The organism is Candidatus Solirubrobacter pratensis (genome assembly GCF_000425945.1).
GTDB lineage: Bacteria > Actinomycetota > Thermoleophilia > Solirubrobacterales > Solirubrobacteraceae > Solirubrobacter > Solirubrobacter pratensis.
The window spans coordinates 577,934-597,201 of record NZ_KE384481.1 but is presented as its reverse complement, the minus strand read 5'-3'; the positions used below and the strand labels follow the sequence as shown (position 1 = coordinate 597,201).

Sequence of the window (19,268 nt, the reverse complement as noted above, 5' to 3'; positions counted from 1 at the left end):
GCGACGCGGGCTGCACCGGCGCGCGGCGGAGATCCGCGGGGGTCGCGCCGATCGCGTGTCTCGCCGTATTGACGGGCGCGGCGTCCCGCGCCCCTGCGATCCTTGCGTCTCGCCATGGAGCTCAAAGCCGTCTACGCCGGGCTGGTCGCGTTCGCGGTGGCGGCGCTGCTGACGCCCGTCGTCGCGCGCCTCGCGCGCCGCATCGGCGCGGTCGACGACATCAAGGCGCGCGGGCTCGCGCGCGACGCGACGCCGCTGCTCGGCGGCCTGGCGATCTTCGCCGGCGCGCTCGTGGCCGGCCTGCTGTTCCTCCCCGACAACGAGCGCACGCGCGGGATCCTCGAGGCGGCGGCGCTGATCACGGTGGTCGGCGCGGCCGACGACGCGCTGGACCTGCACCCGCTGGTGAAGCTGCTCGGGCAGGCGGCCGCGGCGGTCGTCCTCGTCAACGCCGGCGTCGAGGTCAGCACGTTCACGTTCCCGTTCGTCGGTCATGTGGACCTGGATCAGCTCGGCGGCGCGATCACCGTGCTCGGCCTCGTGCTGCTGATGAACGTCGTCAACTTCTCAGACGGCGTCGACGGGCTGGCGGCGGGGGTATGCGCGATCTCCGCGGTCGCGTTCGCGATCATCGCGTTCGACCTCGGGCGCGACACCGCCGGCGTGCTCGCCGGGATCGTCTGCGGCGCGGCGCTCGGGTTCCTGATGTTCAACTTCCACCCGGCATCGGTCTTCATGGGCGACTGCGGCTCGAACCTGCTCGGGCTGCTGCTCGGCGCCGTGATCGTCGAGGGCACGCTCAAGACGAACGCCCTGATCGCGCTGGTCGGCCCGCTGGTCGTGCTCGCCGTGCCGTTCCTGGACACCAGCTTCGTGGTCGCCAAGCGGATCAAGTACCGCCGGCCGATCTACCGTGGCGACTCCAACCACTTCCACCACCGCTTCTACCGGATCGGCTTCTCGCAGCGGCGGACGGTGCTCTACCTCTACGCCTGGTCGATCGTGATGGCGGGTGACGCGGTCGCGCTGCGGTTCGTGCCCTACTCGAAGACGAGCGGTCACCTCAACGCCGGCTGGGCCGCCCTGATGGCGGCGCTGCTGGTGCTCGGCGTCGCGGCCAGCGTGTACCTCGTCTGGGTGCTCGAGATCCTCAAGCTGCGCCGGCTGCGCGCGTGGCAGTTGCGGCGCACCGATCCCGGCACGTCCGAGCACGAGATCGACGAGCAGGTGCGCAAGGAGCTCGAGACCGGCGAGTTCTCGTCGCTGAGCTGACAGATTGCGCGGTTCGAACCCGGTGTGTGGCTAGCCGCACTGGCGCCGTCGCGGGGTGCGCTGGTACTTTGCCGTGACCACACGACCCCTCGAGGAGGTGAGCAGGGCTTTGATGACGATTTATAGGCACGTGACGCGCGGGCGCCTGCCCGCCTTCGGCGCGGTCAATCGCGCCACCCTGCTCGCGCCGTAGGTCGTCTCCCTCCGTCGCGGGCAGTCAACTGCCGCCCGTGACGATCTCCCCTCGCGAATGACTCGCGGGCGGCTTCCATCCAACCCACATGGGAGCCAACACCATGCATTCGCTCAATCACGCCGTGCTCGCCAGCGTCACCGCCGCTGAGCGCGGAGGCCGGACCACGCGCCGTGCGTTGCGGCGCGGCAGGCCGGAACGACCGCCCTCGCCGCCCATGCGCGGCCGCGCCGCGTACGCCGCGGGAAGGCTGGCGCGCCGGCTGGACCGCGAGATGGCGCGCCGCGCGGTCGTCTAAGCGCGAGCACGACCCGCGAGTTCGCCTGCGACGGGCGCCCTGAGGGGCGCCCGTCGATGGCCCTCACATTCCCGGCGCACCCTGCCGATATGGTCTTCGCGCTTGCGCGCGCGCCTCGTCATCTCGCTCGTGTGCGCCGCGCTCGCGGTGGTGGCCGGGCCTGCCCGGGCCGCGGCGGCCGCGCCGCCGCTCGTCGGCATCGGCGAGCAGAACCCGTCGATCTTCTCCGACGCCAAGTGGAAGGCTCTCGGCCTCAAGGACGTCCGGGTCGTCGCCGCCTACGACGCGCTGCACTCGCCGTGGCAGCTCGCCGACCTCGACGCCTACATGACGGCCGCACACGCCGCCGGCGCCCGCGTGCTGCTCGGCTTCGGCCACTCGCGCATGCCCGGCAAGGAGCACCACCTGCCGACGGTGGCGACGTTCACCAACGAGTTCCTCGCATTCCGCGCCCGCTATCCGTGGGTGAAGGACTACCTGACGTGGAACGAGGCCAACCACTGCAGCCAGCCGACGTGCCGCCATCCCGAGCGGGCCGCGAGCTTCTACAAGGCGATCCGCCGTCACTGCCGGGGGTGCCGGGTCGTGGCCGCCGACGTCCTGGACGGCTCGAAGATGGTCGGGTGGGTCCGGCGGTTCGCGAGCACGGTGGGAACGACGAAGGTGATCTGGGGCCTGCACAACTACATCGACGCCAACCGCTTCCGCAGCAGGGGGACGAAGGCGCTGCTGAAGGCGGTCAAGGGCGACGTGTGGTTCACCGAGACGGGCGGCCTGGTGCGTCGCAACAACGGCTCGACCGTCGTGTTCCCAGGCTCGACGCGGCACGCGGCGCAGGCGACCAACCAGGTCTTCAGGCTCGCCGAGCTGTCCTCGCGGGTGCGGCGGGTGTACCTCTACCACTGGACGCCGCCGCCCGGCCCGAACCCGACCTGGGACTCCGCCCTGGTCGACTCGCGCGACCGCCCGCGCCCCGCCTACGATGTGCTCAAGAAGTGGCTCGCCCGGCTCGGCATCTAGCGCTGCTCGCGGCCGCCGCGCTCGCCGTGACCGCATGCGGCAGCAAGGACGAGGGCATCTCCGGCGGCGGCAAGGTGATCGGCCGCACGGTGACCGTGTACTCGATCGCGCCCGATCCCTCAGGTGCGCAGCGCGACCTCGTGGACGGCGAGAAGCTCGCGCTGTCGGAGGCGCACGGGCGCGCCGGCGCGCTGAGCGTCAACTTCAGCTCGCTCGACGCCGGCGACGGCTCCGACGAGCAGGCCGCCGCGGCCGCGCGGCGGGCGATCAACGACCCGCAGATCATCGCCGCAGTCGCCGACGCCACGCCGGTGACGGTCCCGCTGTTCAACGCCGCGGGGATCCTGCAGGTCGCGCCGGCCGGCGACACCGGCCTCGCGCACGACGCGCAGGCGAACCCGTCCGGGCACCCGACGCTCGCGCCGCCCCCGCCGGCTGCCGTGCCGCCGGACTTCGACGCCCGCTTCCGCGCTGCGTTCGGCCGCGCCCCGCAGCCCACCGCGAAGGCGGGCTACCGGGCGATGCGCGGGATCATCGCGGCCGTCGCCAACGCGAGCTCGGGCAACGACCGCACGCTGGTGATCGCGAAATACCTCGCGGAGTCGCCTGCGGCGACTCGCTGAGGATCTCGAGCGAGTTCGACGCGCGCCGCGCAGGGCGCGAAACGCCGGGTGAACTCGCGGGCTGCCCGCTCAGCCCTCGAACGTGACCTCCAGGTTGATCTCCGGGACCGCGGCAAGCGCCTTGGAGAGCGGGCAGCCGGCCTTCGCGGCGTCGGCGGCCTCCCTGAACGCCGCCTCGTCGATACCGGGCACCTTGCCGCGCAGGTCGAGGTCGATCCGGGTGATCGCGAAGCCGTCGTCGACCTGCGCGATCGTCACCTTGGCCTCCACGTCGAGCGCCTCGGGCGGATTGCCCGCCTGCGTGAGCCCGACGCTCAGCGCCATCGCGAAGCAGGCGGCGTGGGCGGCGCCCAGCAGCTCCTCCGGGTTGGTGCCGGCGCCGTCCTCGAACCGCCCGCTGAAGTTGTACGGGCCTTCGAACGCTCCCGAGCTGAGCGCGACGGTGCCACCGCCACGCTTGAAGTCGCCCTCCCAATGGGCATTGGCGATCCGTGTCGGCATGTCTTTCCTCCGGGTCGGACTGCGTGCGCGGCCACTGTACGGCTAGCCTCTGCGGCGCGTCGTCCGGTTCGACCTCATCGGGCGCTCACCGGCGTCCGCTAGAGGCGGGTGTCACAAAGTTGTTACAAACTCTGAGAAGCCGCTACTATGGCCGTCGCCGAACCGGCCGGGGAGTAATTCCGTCCCTCTCCCGCCGCGCGAGCCCGCGCGGGGATGGCCTGGTACGGCGACTCCGCCAGCGATGAGCTCTGCCGCGATGCCCACTTCCGATCCATTGGTCGCCGTCCGTTATCTGGACGTCGTGATCGTCGTGCTCGCGGCGCCGTTCGTGATCCTGATGGGCGCGCCCGTGCTCGGCTATGTCGCCGGCGGCGCCGCCTGGATCGTGGGTCGCGTACTCGGCGTCTGGGTAGAGCGCTGGGCACGCACCAACAAGGATGCGCGCGCGCAGGTCGGCATCGGCTTCGCCGTGCTCATGGCACGTGTCTGGCTGCTCGGGCTTACCATCCTGCTCGTCGGCCTGAAGGGGGAGCGCGAGGACGGCCTGATGGCTGCGCTGCTCACCCTGGTCGCCTTCACGGTCTATTTCGCAACTTCGCTGCTTCTGCGCCCGATGGAGAGGAACGCGCCACCTTCATGAGCAAGACCCGGAAGATCGTCCTCGGCTCGCTCCTCGGCTACCTGCTGTTGACGGCGCTCGCGTTCATCGTCTTCGGCTCCGCGGGCAAGAACGAGAGCTTCAGGCCGCAGGACGAGTTCAACCTCGACACCTGGATCAACCTCCCGGGGTCGCTGGACATCAACAAGGCGGTCCTCTACCTCTTCATCGCCGGCGTCCTGACCTGCTGGACGATGACCTACGTCGCGCGCCGGATGCAGCAGCGGCCGAACCGCGTGCAGACCGCCGTGGAGACGCTCTTTACGCTGATGCGCGACAACATCACGCGCGGCAACATGGATGACCGGATGGCCGCGAAGTGGTTCCCGTTCATCGGGGCGCTCTTCCTCTTCATCTGGTTCTCGAACCTGATCGGGTTCATACCGCTGCCCACGTCGCACGAGAAGTTCTCGCTGTTCGGCTTGCGCATCCCGACCTTCGCGATCTACGCGGCGACGGCGAACGTGTCGGTCCCGCTCGTGCTCTCGCTGATCGTGTTCTTCTCGTACACGTTCGAAGGCATCCGCGCCAAGGGTCTCGGCGGCTACTTCAAGAGCCTCATCCCGGCCGGGGTGACGGGTGCGATGGCCGGCTTCATCTTCGTACTCGAGCTGCTGTCGAACGTGATGCGGATCATCTCGCTCTCCGTTCGTCTCTTCGCGAACATGCTCGCCGGCCACCTGATCATCCTCTTCATGGCCGGTGGTCTGGCCGTGCTCCTCGGGCTCGCCGGCATCGGCGTGTTCCTGCTTCCGCTCGGCCTCATCCTCTACCTCTTCGAGGTCGGCCTGGTGGCCACGCTTCAGGCGTTCATCTTCGCCACCCTGTCCGCGATCTACCTCGGCGGCGCGGTCGCCGAGTCCCACTAGAAGGAGTCCACCCAGTGCACGCTGCGACCCTGATCCTCAGCTTCATCTTCGCCGCCGCTGATGACGGTCAGAAGGCAGGCCGGGCGATCGCCCTCGGCGTCGGCGGCGGCCTTGGTGCCGTGGGCGCCGGCGTCGGCATCGGCATCATCTTCGGCAAGGTGATCGAGTCCGTCACCCGCCAGCCGGAGATGCGCGACGAGATCACTTCAATCCAGTGGCTCGGGTTCGCGCTCACCGAGGCCTGCTTCTTCTACGGCCTCGTGGCGGGCCTGATCGCCTTCTTCCTCTAGGACGATGCACCCCCTGCTTGCAGCCGAGAGCGGCAGCGGCAACCAGCTCGTCAGCCCCGTCGTGGGCGTGATGATCTGGACGCTGATCATCTTCGGCCTCACGCTGATCATCCTCTGGAAGGTCGCGTTCCCCCGCATCGCCGAGGCGCTGGACAAGCGCCAGAGGGCGATCGAGGAGTCGCTCGACCACGCGGCGAAGGTGCGCCAGGAGGCCGACGAGCTGCTGCGCGAGTACCGCGAGCGCCTGTCGGAGGCGCGCGGCCAGGCCGACGACATCGTCGCCCGCGCCCGCCGCACCGCGGACGTCGCCGAGTCCGAGACCCTCGCCGAGGCGCGCCGCAAGCGCGAGGAGATGATGGAGCAGACGCGCCGCGACATCGAGGCCGAGACGCGCCGCGCCATCCAGGAGATCCGCGCCGAAGTGGCGGATCTGACCGTGCTCGCGACCGAGAAGGTCACGCGCAAGACGCTCGACTCCGCCGACCAGAGGCGGCTCGTCGAGGAGGCGCTCTCCGAGCTCGACTTCGCCGCCCTCGCCTCCGAGGAGCGCGGCTAGGCCATGGAGGAGATCGCCGCGGTCTACGCCCGCTCGCTGTTCGAGGTGGCGAAGGAGCAGGACAAGCTCGACCTCGTACGCGAGCAGCTGGGCGCGTTCACGGACGCCCTCGACGAGACGCGCGAGCTCCAGGTGTTCTTCTTCTCGCCCTACTTCTCCACGCAGGAGAAGCAGGACGGGCTGGACCGCGCCGTCACGGACGCCGACCCGGTGGTCGTCAACTTCCTCAAGCTCCTGATCGAGAACCACCGCATGCCCGTCATCTTCCGCGTGCGGCGGGAGCTCGACCGGCTGTGGGAGGAGGAGAACCAGCTCCTGCCCGTGCGCGTGACGTCCGCCGTCGAGCTCGACGAGGGCACCGTGAACCAGATCGGCGACCGGATCGCCGAGCAGACCGGCCGCAAGGTCGACCTCTCGTCGCAGGTCGACCCCGACATCCTCGGCGGAATCGTCGTGCGCGTCGGCAACTCCATTCTCGACGCCTCAATCCGTAACCGACTGGAGAGCCTGCGCAAGCAGGTCGCTCGAGCGTAAGGAACTTCATGCAGATCAAGCCCGACGAGATCACCTCCATCCTCAAGTCCCGCATCGAGGGCCTCGACGCCGGCTCCGCCGAGCTGACCGAGGTCGGCACGGTGCTCTCGGTGGGCGACGGCATCGCCCGCATCCACGGCCTCGAGAACTGCGAGGCGTTCGAGATGCTCGAGCTGCCGCACGACGTGACCGGCCTCGCGCTCAACCTCGAGTCCGACAACGTCGGCGCCGTGCTCTTCGGCCCGTGGGAGCACATCTCCGAGGGCGACACGGTCAAGCGCTCGGGCCGCCTGCTCGAGATCCCCGTCGGCGAGCAGCTGCTCGGCCGCATCGTGTCCCCGCTCGGCGCGCCGCTGGACGGCAAGGGCGAGATCGACACGAGCGAGTTCCGCCCGGCCGAGTTCAAGGCGCCCGGCGTGGTCCAGCGCCAGCCGGTGAAGGAGCCGCTGCAGACCGGCCTGAAGGCGATCGACGCGATGATCCCGATCGGCCGCGGCCAGCGCGAGCTGATCATCGGCGACCGCCAGACCGGCAAGACGGCGATCGCGATCGACACGATCATCAACAACAAGGACACGGGCGTCATCTCCGTGTACGTCGCGATCGGGCAGCGCATGTCCACGGTGGTCGGCATCGCCAAGACGCTCGAGGACGCCGGCGCGCTGGATCGCACGATCATCGTCGCCGCTCCGGCCGACGAGGCGGCGCCGATCAAGTACATGGCGCCCTACGCCGGCTGCGCGATGGCCGAGTACTTCCTCTACAAGGGCGAACACGCGCTATGCGTGTACGACGACCTCACCAAGCACGCGTACGCGTACCGCCAGATGTCGCTGCTGCTGCGCCGCCCGCCGGGGCGCGAGGCGTACCCGGGCGACGTCTTCTACCTGCACAGCCGCCTGCTGGAGCGCGCCGTCAAGCTCAACGACGAGCTCGGTGGCGGCTCGCTGACCGCGCTTCCGATCATCGAGACGCAGGCCGGCGACGTGTCGGCCTACATCCCGACGAACGTGATCTCGATCACCGACGGCCAGATCTTCCTCGAGCCGAACCTCTTCTTCTCCGGCGTGCGCCCGGCCATCAACGTCGGCATCTCGGTGTCGCGCGTGGGCTCCTCGGCCCAGATCGCGCCGATGAAGCGCGTCGCCGGCCGCCTGAAGATCGAGCTGTCGCAGTACCGCGACCTCGAGGCGTTCGCGCAGTTCGGCTCTGACCTGGACCCGGACACGCAGCGCACGCTGGCGCGCGGCGAGCGGCTCGTGAAGTCGCTCAACCAGAATGAGCGCGACCCGCTCGCCGTCGAGGACCAGGTCGCCGTGGTGTACGCCGCGACGAACGGGTTCCTGGACCGCATCAGCGTCGACCGCGTGCCCGAGTTCAACCAGCAGCTGGTCGAGCGCCTGCACGCCGACGCCTCCGACGCGCTGGACAAGATGCGCTCCGGCGACTGGTCCGACGGGACCCAGGAGGCGCTGCGCAACGCGATCGAGCAGTTCGCCGACGACTTCGGCTACGACCTCGACGAGGAGGGCCACCCGCTCACCGAGGAGGACACGATCCGCGACGAGGAGCGCCGCCGGCGCGAGCAGCCGGAGGAGCAGGAGCGCGAGCCCGAGGCCGAGGCCGTCGGGGCGGAGGCCTAGCCTGTGGCCCCACCCGCACGCCCTGACGCCCCTGGATCGGCCGCTGATCACCGCCTGGCGGCGTCCTCGACCCTTGAAATCCCAGAGGGTTTCCTGCGGGACTGCGTCCTTGCCAGGCGGCGCCGGCGGCCGCCCAGGGACGCCATGACGCACGAGAGGAACCACTGACGCCATGGCGCTCAAGGACGTCAAGAACCGGATCTCCTCGGTCAAGAACATCCAGAAGATCACGCGCGCGATGGAGATGGTCGCGGCCGCGCGCCTGCGCCGGGCCGAGCAGCGCATCGAGGCGCTTCGGCCCTACGCGGGGGCGATCCGCCGGATGACGCGCCAGGCCGCGGAGGCGGCCGGGAACGTGCCGAGCCTGCCGATCCTCAACGAGCACGAGTCCGAGGACACGATCGCGCTGCTGCTCGTCACCGGCGATCGCGGCCTCGCGGGCGCGTTCAACTCGCAGATCGTGCGCGCCGGCGTCCGTGCCGGCTCGCAGTACGAGACCGAGGGCAAGAGCACGGTCTGGTACGCCTCCGGTCGCCGCGGCGTGTCGTCGCTGACGTTCCGCGGGCGCGACGCCAAGGGCGCCTACACGGGCTTCACCGACCGTCCCGCCTACGCCAACGCGCGCGAGATCGCGTCCGACCTGATGGCCGCCTACGTGGACGGCGAGGTCGATCGCGTCGAGATCATCTACAACCGCTACATCTCGCCGCTGACCCAGGAGGTCACGCGCGAGACGCTGCTGCCGCTGCAGCACGCGACGATCCTCGAGGGCGGCGAGGGCCTCGGCGGCCGCGCGGCCGGGGAGGAGGAGGGTCAGGACCACGGCAAGCACGCGCTGGTCGAGTACGAGCCCGATCCCGACGCGATCCTCGAGCGCCTGATCCCCGCCTACGTGGAGATCTCCATCTACCGCGCGCTGCTGGAGTCCACGGCGTCCGAGCACGGGGCGCGCATGACGGCGATGCGCAACGCCTCCGAGAACGCCGGGGACATCATCAAGGACCTCACGCTGGAGTTCAATCGCGAGCGCCAGGCCGCGATCACCCAGGAGATCATGGAAGTTGTTGCGGGCGCGGAGTCGCTCGTCTAAGGAGACCAATGGCTGCGACTGCTGATACCGAGACTCGGAACGTCGGCCGGATCGAGGAGATCCAGGGCGTCGTCATCGAGGCCGTCTTCCCCGACAAGCTGCCCGAGATCAACTCGGCGATCGTCGTCGAGCGCAAGGACAACCCGGAGGAGGCCGAGGGAATCAGCTCCGGCACCGGCACGCACCTCGTGTGCGAGGTCCAGCAGCACCTCGGCGACGATCGCGTGCGCGCGGTCGCGATGGACACCACCGACGGCCTCTCCCGCGGCACCGAGGTGATCGACACCGGCGGCCCGATCACGGTGCCGGTCGGCGACGTCACGCTCGGGCGCATCTTCAACCTGCTCGGCGAGCCGATCGACCAGGGCGCCGACATCGAGGTCAAGGAGCGCTGGCCGATCCACCGGCCCGCCCCGACCGTCGAGGACCTGACGCCGACGACCGAGATGTTCGAGACGGGCATCAAGGTCGTGGACCTGCTCGCGCCCTACGCGCAGGGCGGCAAGGTCGGCCTGTTCGGCGGCGCCGGCGTGGGCAAGACGGTGCTCATCCAGGAGCTGATCAACAACCTCGCGCAGGAGCACGGCGGCCTGTCGGCCTTCTGCGGCGTGGGCGAGCGCTCGCGTGAGGGCAACGACCTCTGGCTCGAGATGACCGAGTCGGGCGTGATCGACAAGACCATCCTCGTGTTCGGCCAGATGAACGAGCCGCCCGGGGCCCGCATGCGCGTCGCGCTGACCGGCCTCACGATGGCCGAGTACTTCCGCGACGAGCGCGGCCAGGACGTGCTGCTGTTCATCGACAACATCTTCCGCTTCGTGCAGGCCGGCTCAGAGGTGTCCGCGCTGCTCGGCCGCATGCCGTCGCAGGTGGGCTACCAGCCGACGCTGGAGTCCGAGATGGGCCAGCTGCAGGAGCGCATCACCTCGACCCGCAAGGGCTCGGTGACCTCGGTGCAGGCGATCTACGTGCCCGCCGATGACCTCACCGACCCGGCGCCGGCCTCGGTGTTCGCGCACCTCAACGCGACGACGGTGCTCTCGCGCTCGATCTCCGAGAAGGGCATCTACCCCGCGGTGGACCCGCTCGACTCGACGTCGACGATCCTCAAGCCGGAGATCGTCGGCGAGGAGCACTACAACGTCGCCAACGAGGTCAAGTCGGTGCTGCAGCGCTACCGCGAGCTGCAGGACATCATCGCCATCCTCGGCATCGACGAGCTCTCCGACGAGGACCGCGTGCTCGTCCAGCGCGCGCGCAAGATCGAGCGCTTCCTGTCGCAGCCGTTCCACGTCGCCGAGCAGTTCACCGGCACGCCGGGCGCCTACGTGGCGATCGGGGACACGGTCCGCTCCTTCAAGGAGATCCTCGAGGGCCGCCACGACGACCTGCCCGAGTCGGCGTTCCTGCTCAAGGGCAAGATCGAGGACGTCGTCGAGGCCGCGAAGAAGGACCGCTAGTGGCGCGCACGACCTTCAAGGTCGAGGTCCTCACCCCCGAGGGGGAGGTCTTCAACGACGATGTCGAGATGGTGTCCACGATCACGACCGTGGGCTCCATCGGCATCCTCGCGCACCACCAGCCGCTGCTGGCGATGCTCAACCCGACGGAGCTGCGGCTCTACAAGTCGGAGTCCGAGGTCGTCCGCTATGCGCAGGGCGAGGGGTTCCTGCAGATGACCGGCGAGCGCGCCCTCGTGCTCGTCGACGAGGTCTTCGCGGTCGACGACCTCGACGCCTCCGAGCTGCGCGACCGGCTCAAGCGCGCCGAGGACGAGCTGTCCAACGCCGAGGAGAACTCCGAGGAGGCCCGCGCGGCGGCACGCGACAAGCGCCGCTACGAGGCCTTCCTCAAGCTCGCCGGGGGCTAGTTGGCCAGGCCCCGGCGGCTCGGCGCCTACGGCGTGGTCGTCGAGAGCGTGAAGGTGAGGGTCTTGGCGTAGCCGCCGCTGCGCAGTGCGTCGGTGGCGCCGATCGCCTGCGTGAACGTGACGGTCACGTCGTCGTTGGCCGGCCCGTTCCAGGTGAGCAGGCTCGTAGGGCTCGCGATGCCGCCGATCGCGGCGGACGGGAAGCCCGTGCCGTTCTGGCTCGCGGCCGCGGCCTGTAGCGCCTGCGGGAGCACGTACGCGCCGTTGACCAGGTGGCCGGTGGCGGTCGGGCTCGGGTCGGCGACCGTCAGTGTCGCGTCGGCGGCGGTCGAGACCACGCGCGCGCTCATGCTCGTCGTGTAGCTCTGCGGGACGGCCGGGATGAACGGCGCGAACGGCGTTGCGGCGCCGAGCGTGAGGTTCAGCGTGGCCGGCGCCTCGCCGCCGGGGTCGGTCGGCTGCGATACCACGACGCTGTAGTGCACGGTCTTGGTCTGCGCGTTGCCGGCCGCGTCGTGCGCGGTCACCGTGAAGGTGCCCGGCCCGGCGACCGACGTGTCGATCGCGGCGCCGTTGGCGACCGTGCCGGCGCAGTCGGAGACGACCGGATCGGTCTCGTCCGTGCAGTTGAAGGAGGCCGCCAATGGCGAGTCCTTCACGTAGGTCGCGCCCTCGACGGGGGACACGATCGTGATGACCGGCGGCGTGGTGTCCGCCGGCGCGGTCTGCGCGACGCCCGCCGCCGGCAGCGCCGCGAAGACCGCGGCAACCCCCACGACGCCCATCCATGGCCTCTTCATCTTCCTTCGACCCCTTGCTTGGTGACCCGAAACCCGGCGCCGACTATTGCGTCGGCGCCGGATTTCGTCAACTGACGTTCGTCTTGCTTACGGGTTGGTCGTGGACAGGGTGAACGTCAGCGTCTTCGAGTAGGTGCCGGTGCGCAGCGCCTCGTTGGCGCCGATGTGCTGGCTGAACCCGATCGTGACTGTGGCGTTGGAGACCGGCGCGTTCCAGGAGAACGGGGTCGTGGTCACCGACAGCGGCTCGGCGAGCGAGAACGCGCCGTTGGTGAGATGGCCCGGATCGGACACGCTCAGCGCCGCGTTGGCCGCCGTCGAGACGACGTTGGCGGTGGTCTGCGCCGTGTAGGACTTGTCGCTGCCCGGGGTGAACGCGCCGAAGGCGGCGGGCGCGCCCAGGGTCAGCGACAGGGTCGGCGGCACGGTGCCGCCGACGCCGCCGTCGGCCCGCGTGCCGATCGTGATCGTCTTGGACCCCGTGGACGTGTTGCCCTTGAAGTCCTTCGCCAGCCACTTGATCGTGGTCGTGCCGCCGATGTGGATCGGCTCGGGCAGCGCCCGCGGGCGCGGCGGCTGGTAGACGGTCGAGCTCTCCGTCGGCGTGGAGCCGTCGGTCGTGTAGTAGATCTGCGCCGCCTCGTTCTCGGTGAAGCGGACGTCGAACGGCGTCGGCGAGATGTCCGAGCCGGTCAGGCCCACCTGCGGGCCCTGGGTGTCGTTCTGGTAGTCCAGAGCCGAGGCGAGCAGCGCGTAGTTGCCGTTGGCGAACTCCATCCCCTCGTCATGGCCCTCGTTGGGCAGGTTCTGGTTCTGGCCGGCTGCGGGAACGGCGAACGGCGGCTGGAAGCCCGGTCCGGCCGTCTTGTAGGTCTGCGTGGCCTGGTCGAAGTAGTAGTGGTCGGCGCCGACCTCGAAGTCGTAGCCGATGATCCCGTGGTTGTAGTACGCCTCGTCGGCGGAGTTGCCGGCGGCGGAGTACAGGACGTCGATCACGGGACCGGTCTGGGACGGCAGGATGCTGGTGCCGCGGAAGTTCTGGATCCGGTCCAGCACGCCGGCGGCGGTCTGGTCGAAGTACTTCAGGGTGCCGTACGCGGGGTACGGCAGCGGCTCGCGCGCGCCCGGCTTGTAGGCGCCCGGGGGCCACATGAAGAGGCCGCCGGAGGAGTGCACGTTCATCGCGAACTTGATGTTCGGGAACGTGTCCTGCACCCACTTCTCGTTGCGCGTCTCAGGCTCCGAGAACTCGAACGGGCCCGAGTAGGTGTCGCCGGTGCAGCTGTTGCCGCCGCCGACGAAGCCGTCGAAGTAGGAGCCGGCCGAGAAGTTGCGGTTCAGGTCGACGCCCCAGGTGTTGCGCGCCAGCGGGTCGTTGTTGCCCTGCGGATTGCTCGCGCAGTAGTTGACCATGTTGCGGCGCTGGTTGTTGAAGTCGTACATCGAGTACGCGGCGCCGTCGGCGTTGATGGTCGGGATGATGAAGATGTCGAGGTTGTCGACGAGGCTCTTCGTCTCCGGATCGGTCGCGTAGTTGCGCAGTAGGCGCTCGGCGGTCTCGAGGCACACCAGCGGGGTGGCCCACTCGCGGGCGTGCTCCTGGCAGTAGATGAAGACGCCGGTCTTGGAGCCGTCCTGGTGGGTGCCGATGCGAAGCATCTTCACCGTCTGCGGACCGCGCGGATACGTGTCCGGGGCCTTCAGGTAGTCGCTCAGCTTGGCCGGCGCGGCGCCCGGGGCGACGACGCCGTTGCCCGCGTTGGTGCGGTAGCGCTGGGCCGTGACGAGCGACGAGGCCGCCGGCGACGCGTTGATGGCGTCGACGACCTGGCCGGCCGTGCTGGTGATCGCGCCGGTGGCGTCGGTGGCCAGGTTGACCGTGATGGCCGGGCCGGCGACCGACACGCTCAGCGGCGAGCTGGGCGCGCCCGGGTCCTTCAGCTGGGCGGTGATGTTGTTGCCGCCGTCCTGGCCCCAGAGCTTGGTGGTGAGGCCCACGGCCTGCGCCTGGCGGGCCGCGGCGGTCTCGTCCGGCTTGCCGGCGACCGCGGCGAGGCTGCCGACCTCACCCGCGTACGGGGTCTTGAGGCCGAGCAGGCCCATCGCCTTGCGCTGGTAGCCCGGCGTCTTGTTCGGGAGATCCATGACCTTGGCGATGTTCGGGAACTCGGCCGCCAGGTCGGAGATCTTCTTGTAGCCCTCCTGCGGGTCCACGTAGTGGGTGTTGAAGTCCTTGATGAACCCCTGCGGGTACGGGTGGCTCCCGTCCTTGCTGACCCACTGCTTGACGGCGATCTCGTCGACGCTGCCGTCGGAGCTCGCGATCCGGACCGTCTTGGGCATCGTGCCGCTGCCCTGGTCGCCGAGCCGGACGAACGCGTCGTGGTACATGTACGCCCACGGGTTCAGGCTCGCGTCCGTGTCGCGGAAGATGCTCATGTTCGTGGTGCCGATCACGTTGCCCGCAGCGTCCAGCCAGCTCGCCGACAGCGAGGGGCCGGAGTAGGTGCATGTCGTGACGCGGCCGTTGGCGACGACGCAGTTCGTGTACTTCGCGTCCGGCGAGTAGCCCTCGATCGAGAGGAAGCGGCCGGCGTAGTTCTCCCAGTAGTCGGCGCGCTGGGCGCGGACGAGGCCGGTGGCGCCGGCGCTCTTGGCGTTGACCTTCGCGACCGCGCGACCCGCCTGGGCGTTCTCCTGCGCGGCCTTCTCCTGCGCGAGCGTCGCGTTGCGCTCGGCGCGCAGCGCGTCGCCGTTGTCCGGGCCGGCGATCGTGTCGACCGCCTTGAAGCCCTGGGCTTCGAACTGCGCCTGCTCCGCCGGCGAGACGACGGCGTCGACGTCGACGGTGCCGTCGGCGTTCGGCTTCACCCGCTCGGTGAGATCCGCGCCCTGGTTCTGGAGCTGCTCGATGGCGGCCCGGCTCGGAAGCCGGAACGTGACCACCGAGGAGCCGTCGTCGGCGCTCGCGATCGCCGGCGCCGCGAGCAGCGCGAGCGCGACGGCTCCGCCGAGACACGCGCTTCGCGAGCGCGCGACCATCCATGGCTTCATAAGCCCTGACCCTCCGTTTGAGACAGCAACCCTGGGATTCGCCCGCCATGCCTGCGAGCGGACACCCCCGTCCGGTACTTTCCGGTGCGGCGGGGCCCGTGTCAACTCGCCGAACGTGGAGATCTCTACTCTCCTGCGGATGGACGAGCGGGTCCTCGCGGAGCGGCTGATCACCTACGACACGTCGAACGTCGAGGGCCTGCGCGGCGCGGCCGGGTTCATCAAGGGCTGGCTGGAGGCCCGCGAGATCGCGGTGACCGCTCACCAGTACGGCGAGCGGTACGCGCTGACCGCCGAGGTCGGGCCGAAGGAGGGGCCGACGCTGGTCTTCCACGGCCACTACGACGTCGTCCCCGCGCGCGAGGAGCAGTTCGAGCCGCGCGTGCAGGGCGACCGCCTGATCGGCCGCGGCGCGTATGACATGAAGGGCGGCCTCGCGGCGATGATGTGCGCGCTGCACGACCTGACCGACCAGGACGAGGTCCGCGTGCGCTTCATGTGCGTGCCCGACGAGGAGTCCGAGGAGATCGACTCGCGCACCTCCGACGCGCTCGTGAAGGCCGGCCACGTCGGCGACTTCGCGATCACGGGCGAGCCGACCGACCTGCACGTCGGCGTCCAGGCCAAGGGCGTGCTGATGGTCCGGATCCAGGTCTTCGGGACCTCCGCGCATGGCTCGACGCCCTGGCTCGGGGACAACGCGGTCTTGAAGGCGATCGACGTCTTCCGCCGAATCGAGTCGATGCCGTTCACGCTGGAGTCTTCGGAGCTGTTCGACCGGCCGTCGGTCAACCTCGGCCGGATCGTGGGAGGCGACGCACCGAACAAGGTGCCCGAGGAATGCGCCATGGACGTCGACATCCGCTATCTCCCTGAGCAGGACCCGGGCGTGCTGCTGGCCCAGATCCGCGCGCTGCCGGACGTCAATGTCGCGCGCGCGTTCATCTGGCCGCCCGCGCGCGTCTCGCCGCGCAACGAGTACGTGCTGGCGCTCTGCCAGGCCGCCTCGCGGCTCACCGACGGGGAGTCTGTGAGCGTCGGCCGCGACGGGGCGTCGGACGCCGTCGCGTTCCAGAAGGCCGGCGTGCCGGCCGTCGAGTTCGGACCCGCCGGCGGCGGCCATCACGGCCCGGACGAGTGGGTCTCGATCGACTCCCTGGCGCTCTACCGGCGGGCGCTGGTGGACTTCGCGCGCGGCGTCCCGGAGCGCTTCGCGGACACCGTGACCGACCTGCGCGCCGTGGACGGCGGCCTCGCGTGAGAGACCCCGATCGTCCTCCGCGCCCCGGGCGCGGCGTGCTCTGGCGTGCGCTGCTCGCCGCCGTGCTGACGATCAGCCTGTCGGCCACCGCGGTCGCCTCGGCGGTGCTGCTGGACGTCAAGTCCTTCACGGACAACCTCAACAAGGACGGCCGCACGGCCGTCACCATCCCGGAGATCTCGCCGGCCGACGCCGGCGACCCGCGCACGTTCCTGATCCTCGGCTCCGACGCCCGCTACAGCGACAAGCAGAGCGGCGCCAAGCCGCGCTCGGACACGCTGATGCTCGTCCGCGTGGACCCCGACACCAAGCGCGTCGCCGTGATGTCGCTGCCGCGCGACCTCAAGGTGACGATCCCGGGCATCGGGACGGGCAAGATCAATGCCGCCTACGCCGACGGCGGGCCGCGCAAGACGGTCGCCACCGTCAAGAAGCTGTTCTCCGACGCGACCGATCTGCCGTTCGAGATCAACGGCGTGATCAACGTCAACTTCGGCGGCTTCCGGCGCGCGGTCAACTACGTCGGCGGCGTCTACGTCGACGTCGACCGCCGCTACTACAACGACAACACGACCGCCAGACCAGGCGAGCAGTACGCGACGATCGACGTGCAGCCCGGCTACCAGAAGCTCAAGGGCCAGGATGCGCTGGACTACGTCCGCTACCGCCACGGCGACAGCGACTTCTTCCGCGCCGCGCGCCAGCAGGACTTCCTGCGCCAGATCTCCCACCAGGACGGCGTGCGCAAGCTGCTGGACTTCGGCAATCGCGACGAGCTGGCGCGGATCTTCGGGCATTACTTCGAGGTCGACAAGAGCTTCCTGAAGACCTCGAACCTGATCGGGCTGGCGAAGACCGGCCTGTTCCTGATGGGCTCCAAGGCACCGGTCAACGAGGTGCGCTTCCCGGCCACCGAGAGCGACAACCCCGCGGTCGACACGTACCTGTACTACACGAAGAGCGGGATCGAGCGGGCGTATCGCGAGTTCATGACGGGCGCCGGCTCGGCGAGCCCCAAGGCGGCCAAGAGCCAGCCCGACACGCCGTTCCGCAAGTCCGAGCGCAAGACCAACAAGCCGTCCTCGATCGCCGGGCTGGAGAAGACCACGACCGAGGGCGAGAACATGGCCGTGCTCGCCGATCCGAAGCTCGACTTCCCGTTCTACTACCCCACGCTGCGCAAGACCGGCTCGCGCTACGCGTCCGACGAGCCGCGGCTCTACGACATCGAGGACGAGCAGGGGCACAAGCACCAGGCTTACCGGCTCGTGCTCTACGCGGGCGCCTACGGCGAGTACTACGGCGTCCAGGGGATGACCTGGAAGGACCCGCCGGTGCTCGACGACCCCGACGCCACGCGCAGGGTCGACGGGCGCCGGCTCCGGCTCTACTACGACGGCTCGCACCTGCGCCTGGTCGCGTGGCGCACCGGCAACGCGGTCTACTGGGTCACGAACACGCTGACGCAGTCGATCCCGAACAGCCGCCTGATCGCGATCGCCGGCTCCCTGAAGCGCCTGAAGCAGTAGCGCGCTACTGCTTCGCGCGGTGCTCGCAGTCGGAGGCGACCTTGACCCGCTTGCGATTGCCGGGCCACTTGGAGACGAACACGGTGTCGTCGCCCGGACCGCAGGAGACCGTCGCGCCGCCGCGCAGGATCACCGCGGTGATCTTGTCGTCGCCCGCGCCGGCGTCGACCGTCGTGCGGGCGCCTGAGGTCACGCGGATGGTGTCGTTGCCGGCGCCGCCCGCGATCTTCGAGGTCGTGCCGCCGCCCTGCAGGTAGTCGTCGCCGTCGCCGCCGCTGATCGCGTTCGTTCCGCGGCCGCCGTAGATCGTGTCGTTGCCCGCGCCGCCGTCGAGCCTGTCGCGCTGCCGGCGGGCCGCCGTGCCGCCGCTGTCGTGGTTCTGGTCGCCCCACAGGACGTCGTCGCCGCCGAGGCCGAAGATCGTGTCCGAGCCGTGCTGGCCGCGCAGGTTGTCGTTGCGCTCGGTGCCGCGGCGCGTGCCGCCGTGGGCGCCGACCGAGTCGCTGATGCCCTTGGCCGGATCCTCCGCCGGCGCCTGCGCGACGACGTTCTCGCAGTTGCGGATCCGGCCGTCGTAGGCGCCGTACCGGTGGTTGGCGTTGTAACGCAGGTTCCCCGGCGGGACGTAGAGGGTGTCGACGCCCGCGCCGCAGTCGACGGTGTCGACCGCCGTGTCGCCGTTGACGTAGACCGCGTCGTCGCCGTCGCCCGCGTCGATCCGGTCGGGGCCGCTGTCGTAGAAGATCGTGTCGTTCCCCGGGCCGCCGGCGATGTCGTCGGCGCCCGAGCCGCCGTGCAGGATGTCGCTGCCGTCGCCGCCGTCGAGGCGGTCGGGAGCCGCGCCGCCGTCGAGCTCGTCGTCGCCCGCGCCGCCGCTCAGCGTGTCATGGCCGAAGCCGCCGGCCGCCTTGTCGTTGCCGTCGCCGCCGTCGAGCACGTCGTCGCCCGAGCCGCCGTCGAGGTCGTCGTCCCCGGCCCCGCCGCCGACGTCGTCGGGACCCGTGTCGCCGGTCAGGACGTCGTTCCCGCCCAGGCCGCGGATCCGGTCGGCGCCGCCGAGGCCGTGGATCGTGTCGGCCCCCTCGGTCCCCGTGAGGGACTCCGCCGCGTTCGTTGGCGTCTTCGCGGTCGCGACGGCGGTCGAGAGCAGCAGGAGCGTCACGACCATGGCCGTGAGAGCGGAGATCCGGGCGCGCATGGCCCGGTC

18 protein-coding genes are annotated in these 19,268 nt (G+C 70.0%); 14 read left to right on the top strand and 4 right to left on the bottom strand.

Annotation, left to right across the window (positions count from 1 at the left end):
- The first annotated feature begins 114 nt into the window (after positions 1–114).
- The 3 genes from H958_RS42065 (at position 115) to H958_RS0132435 (ending at position 3,406) form a co-directional block, all read left to right on the top strand.
- The gene (locus H958_RS42065) at positions 115–1,272 is read left to right on the top strand and encodes a glycosyltransferase family 4 protein (RefSeq protein WP_051325117.1); all 1,158 of its coding nucleotides are present in this window, start codon (positions 115–117) and stop codon (positions 1,270–1,272) included.
- Positions 1,273–1,865: 593 nt separating this feature from the next.
- On the top strand, positions 1,866–2,783 hold the full coding sequence (locus tag H958_RS0132440) for a hypothetical protein (RefSeq protein WP_028061695.1): 918 nt from the start codon (positions 1,866–1,868) through the stop codon (positions 2,781–2,783).
- Positions 2,759–3,406 carry a hypothetical protein gene (locus H958_RS0132435; RefSeq protein ID WP_028061694.1) on the top strand — a complete coding sequence of 216 codons (648 nt, stop codon included), beginning with the start codon at positions 2,759–2,761 and terminating at the stop codon, positions 3,404–3,406. The genes H958_RS0132440 and H958_RS0132435 overlap by 25 nt, the downstream gene beginning before the upstream one ends.
- A gap of 69 nt (positions 3,407–3,475) precedes the next feature.
- Here H958_RS0132435 and H958_RS0132430 read toward each other — a convergent pair whose 3' ends face one another.
- Positions 3,476–3,907 carry an OsmC family peroxiredoxin gene (locus H958_RS0132430; protein WP_028061693.1) on the bottom strand — a complete coding sequence of 144 codons (432 nt, stop codon included), beginning with the start codon at positions 3,905–3,907 and terminating at the stop codon, positions 3,476–3,478.
- Between the two features lie 256 nt (positions 3,908–4,163).
- Here H958_RS0132430 and H958_RS0132425 point away from each other — a divergent pair, with 256 nt between their 5' ends.
- From H958_RS0132425 to atpC, 9 genes are all read left to right on the top strand, one after another.
- Entirely contained in the window at positions 4,164–4,547 is a 384-nt protein-coding gene (locus H958_RS0132425; RefSeq protein ID WP_196807673.1) for a hypothetical protein, read from the top strand.
- Positions 4,544–5,434 (top strand): F0F1 ATP synthase subunit A, encoded by an 891-nt coding sequence (atpB, locus tag H958_RS0132420; RefSeq protein WP_028061691.1) that lies wholly within the window; start codon positions 4,544–4,546, stop codon positions 5,432–5,434. The genes H958_RS0132425 and atpB overlap by 4 nt, the downstream gene beginning before the upstream one ends.
- 14 nt (positions 5,435–5,448) lie before the next feature.
- Positions 5,449–5,724 carry an ATP synthase F0 subunit C gene (atpE, locus tag H958_RS0132415; protein WP_231379420.1) on the top strand — a complete coding sequence of 92 codons (276 nt, stop codon included), beginning with the start codon at positions 5,449–5,451 and terminating at the stop codon, positions 5,722–5,724.
- Between the two features lie 4 nt (positions 5,725–5,728).
- Complete coding sequence (gene atpF / locus H958_RS42060) at positions 5,729–6,280, top strand: F0F1 ATP synthase subunit B (protein ID WP_037412241.1); 552 nt, start codon at positions 5,729–5,731, stop codon at positions 6,278–6,280.
- A gap of 3 nt (positions 6,281–6,283) precedes the next feature.
- Complete coding sequence (gene atpH / locus H958_RS0132405) at positions 6,284–6,814, top strand: ATP synthase F1 subunit delta (RefSeq protein WP_028061689.1); 531 nt, start codon at positions 6,284–6,286, stop codon at positions 6,812–6,814.
- An 8-nt stretch (positions 6,815–6,822) separates the two neighbouring features.
- Positions 6,823–8,457, top strand: coding sequence for a F0F1 ATP synthase subunit alpha (atpA, locus tag H958_RS42055; RefSeq protein WP_081686509.1), 1,635 nt, complete (start codon positions 6,823–6,825; stop codon positions 8,455–8,457).
- 172 nt (positions 8,458–8,629) lie between these two features.
- Positions 8,630–9,547, top strand: a complete 918-nt coding sequence (gene atpG / locus H958_RS0132395; RefSeq protein ID WP_028061688.1) for an ATP synthase F1 subunit gamma — start codon at positions 8,630–8,632, stop codon at positions 9,545–9,547.
- A gap of 8 nt (positions 9,548–9,555) precedes the next feature.
- Complete coding sequence (gene atpD, locus H958_RS0132390) at positions 9,556–11,007, top strand: F0F1 ATP synthase subunit beta (protein ID WP_028061687.1); 1,452 nt, start codon at positions 9,556–9,558, stop codon at positions 11,005–11,007.
- Positions 11,007–11,417 (top strand): ATP synthase F1 subunit epsilon, encoded by a 411-nt coding sequence (gene atpC / locus H958_RS42050; protein ID WP_051325116.1) that lies wholly within the window; start codon positions 11,007–11,009, stop codon positions 11,415–11,417. Before atpD ends, atpC begins: the two co-directional genes overlap by 1 nt.
- Before the next feature lie 26 nt (positions 11,418–11,443).
- Here atpC and H958_RS0132380 read toward each other — a convergent pair whose 3' ends face one another.
- A complete protein-coding gene (locus H958_RS0132380) occupies positions 11,444–12,217 on the bottom strand; it encodes a hypothetical protein (RefSeq protein WP_231379419.1) in 774 nt (257 codons plus the stop codon).
- An 87-nt stretch (positions 12,218–12,304) separates the two neighbouring features.
- Positions 12,305–15,271 carry a M14 family metallopeptidase gene (locus H958_RS44545; RefSeq protein WP_051325115.1) on the bottom strand — a complete coding sequence of 989 codons (2,967 nt, stop codon included), beginning with the start codon at positions 15,269–15,271 and terminating at the stop codon, positions 12,305–12,307.
- A gap of 139 nt (positions 15,272–15,410) precedes the next feature.
- On the opposite strand from H958_RS44545, the gene H958_RS0132370 reads away from it, so the two are divergent.
- Together H958_RS0132370 and H958_RS44540 are read left to right on the top strand one after the other, a co-directional pair.
- On the top strand, positions 15,411–16,532 hold the full coding sequence (locus tag H958_RS0132370) for a M20 family metallopeptidase (protein WP_028061685.1): 1,122 nt from the start codon (positions 15,411–15,413) through the stop codon (positions 16,530–16,532).
- 35 nt (positions 16,533–16,567) lie between these two features.
- Positions 16,568–18,061: an LCP family protein gene (locus tag H958_RS44540; protein ID WP_051325114.1), complete on the top strand. Its 1,494-nt coding sequence runs from the start codon at positions 16,568–16,570 to the stop codon at positions 18,059–18,061.
- A gap of 4 nt (positions 18,062–18,065) precedes the next feature.
- Here the strand turns inward: H958_RS44540 and H958_RS42035 are convergent, their stop codons facing one another.
- A complete protein-coding gene (locus H958_RS42035) occupies positions 18,066–19,229 on the bottom strand; it encodes a calcium-binding protein (protein WP_231379418.1) in 1,164 nt (387 codons plus the stop codon).
- Between the last annotated feature and the right edge of the window lie 39 nt (positions 19,230–19,268).

What these genes read in the sequence shown, in the direction of transcription:
- H958_RS42065 (WP_051325117.1), top strand. Translation starts at nt 115, where the DNA reads ATGGAGCTCAAAGCCGTCTACGCCGGGCTGGTCGCGTTCGCGGTGGCG.
- H958_RS0132430 (WP_028061693.1), bottom strand. Translation starts at nt 3,907, where the DNA reads ATGCCGACACGGATCGCCAATGCCCATTGGGAGGGCGACTTCAAGCGT.
- H958_RS0132425 (WP_196807673.1), top strand. Translation starts at nt 4,164, where the DNA reads ATGCCCACTTCCGATCCATTGGTCGCCGTCCGTTATCTGGACGTCGTG.
- atpB (WP_028061691.1), top strand. Translation starts at nt 4,544, where the DNA reads ATGAGCAAGACCCGGAAGATCGTCCTCGGCTCGCTCCTCGGCTACCTG.
- atpF (WP_037412241.1), top strand. Translation starts at nt 5,729, where the DNA reads ATGCACCCCCTGCTTGCAGCCGAGAGCGGCAGCGGCAACCAGCTCGTC.
- atpH (WP_028061689.1), top strand. Translation starts at nt 6,284, where the DNA reads ATGGAGGAGATCGCCGCGGTCTACGCCCGCTCGCTGTTCGAGGTGGCG.
- atpA (WP_081686509.1), top strand. Translation starts at nt 6,823, where the DNA reads ATGCAGATCAAGCCCGACGAGATCACCTCCATCCTCAAGTCCCGCATC.
- atpG (WP_028061688.1), top strand. Translation starts at nt 8,630, where the DNA reads ATGGCGCTCAAGGACGTCAAGAACCGGATCTCCTCGGTCAAGAACATC.
- atpD (WP_028061687.1), top strand. Translation starts at nt 9,556, where the DNA reads ATGGCTGCGACTGCTGATACCGAGACTCGGAACGTCGGCCGGATCGAG.
- H958_RS0132380 (WP_231379419.1), bottom strand. Translation starts at nt 12,217, where the DNA reads ATGAAGAGGCCATGGATGGGCGTCGTGGGGGTTGCCGCGGTCTTCGCG.
- H958_RS44545 (WP_051325115.1), bottom strand. Translation starts at nt 15,271, where the DNA reads ATGAAGCCATGGATGGTCGCGCGCTCGCGAAGCGCGTGTCTCGGCGGA.
- H958_RS0132370 (WP_028061685.1), top strand. Translation starts at nt 15,411, where the DNA reads ATGGACGAGCGGGTCCTCGCGGAGCGGCTGATCACCTACGACACGTCG.
- H958_RS42035 (WP_231379418.1), bottom strand. Translation starts at nt 19,229, where the DNA reads ATGGTCGTGACGCTCCTGCTGCTCTCGACCGCCGTCGCGACCGCGAAG.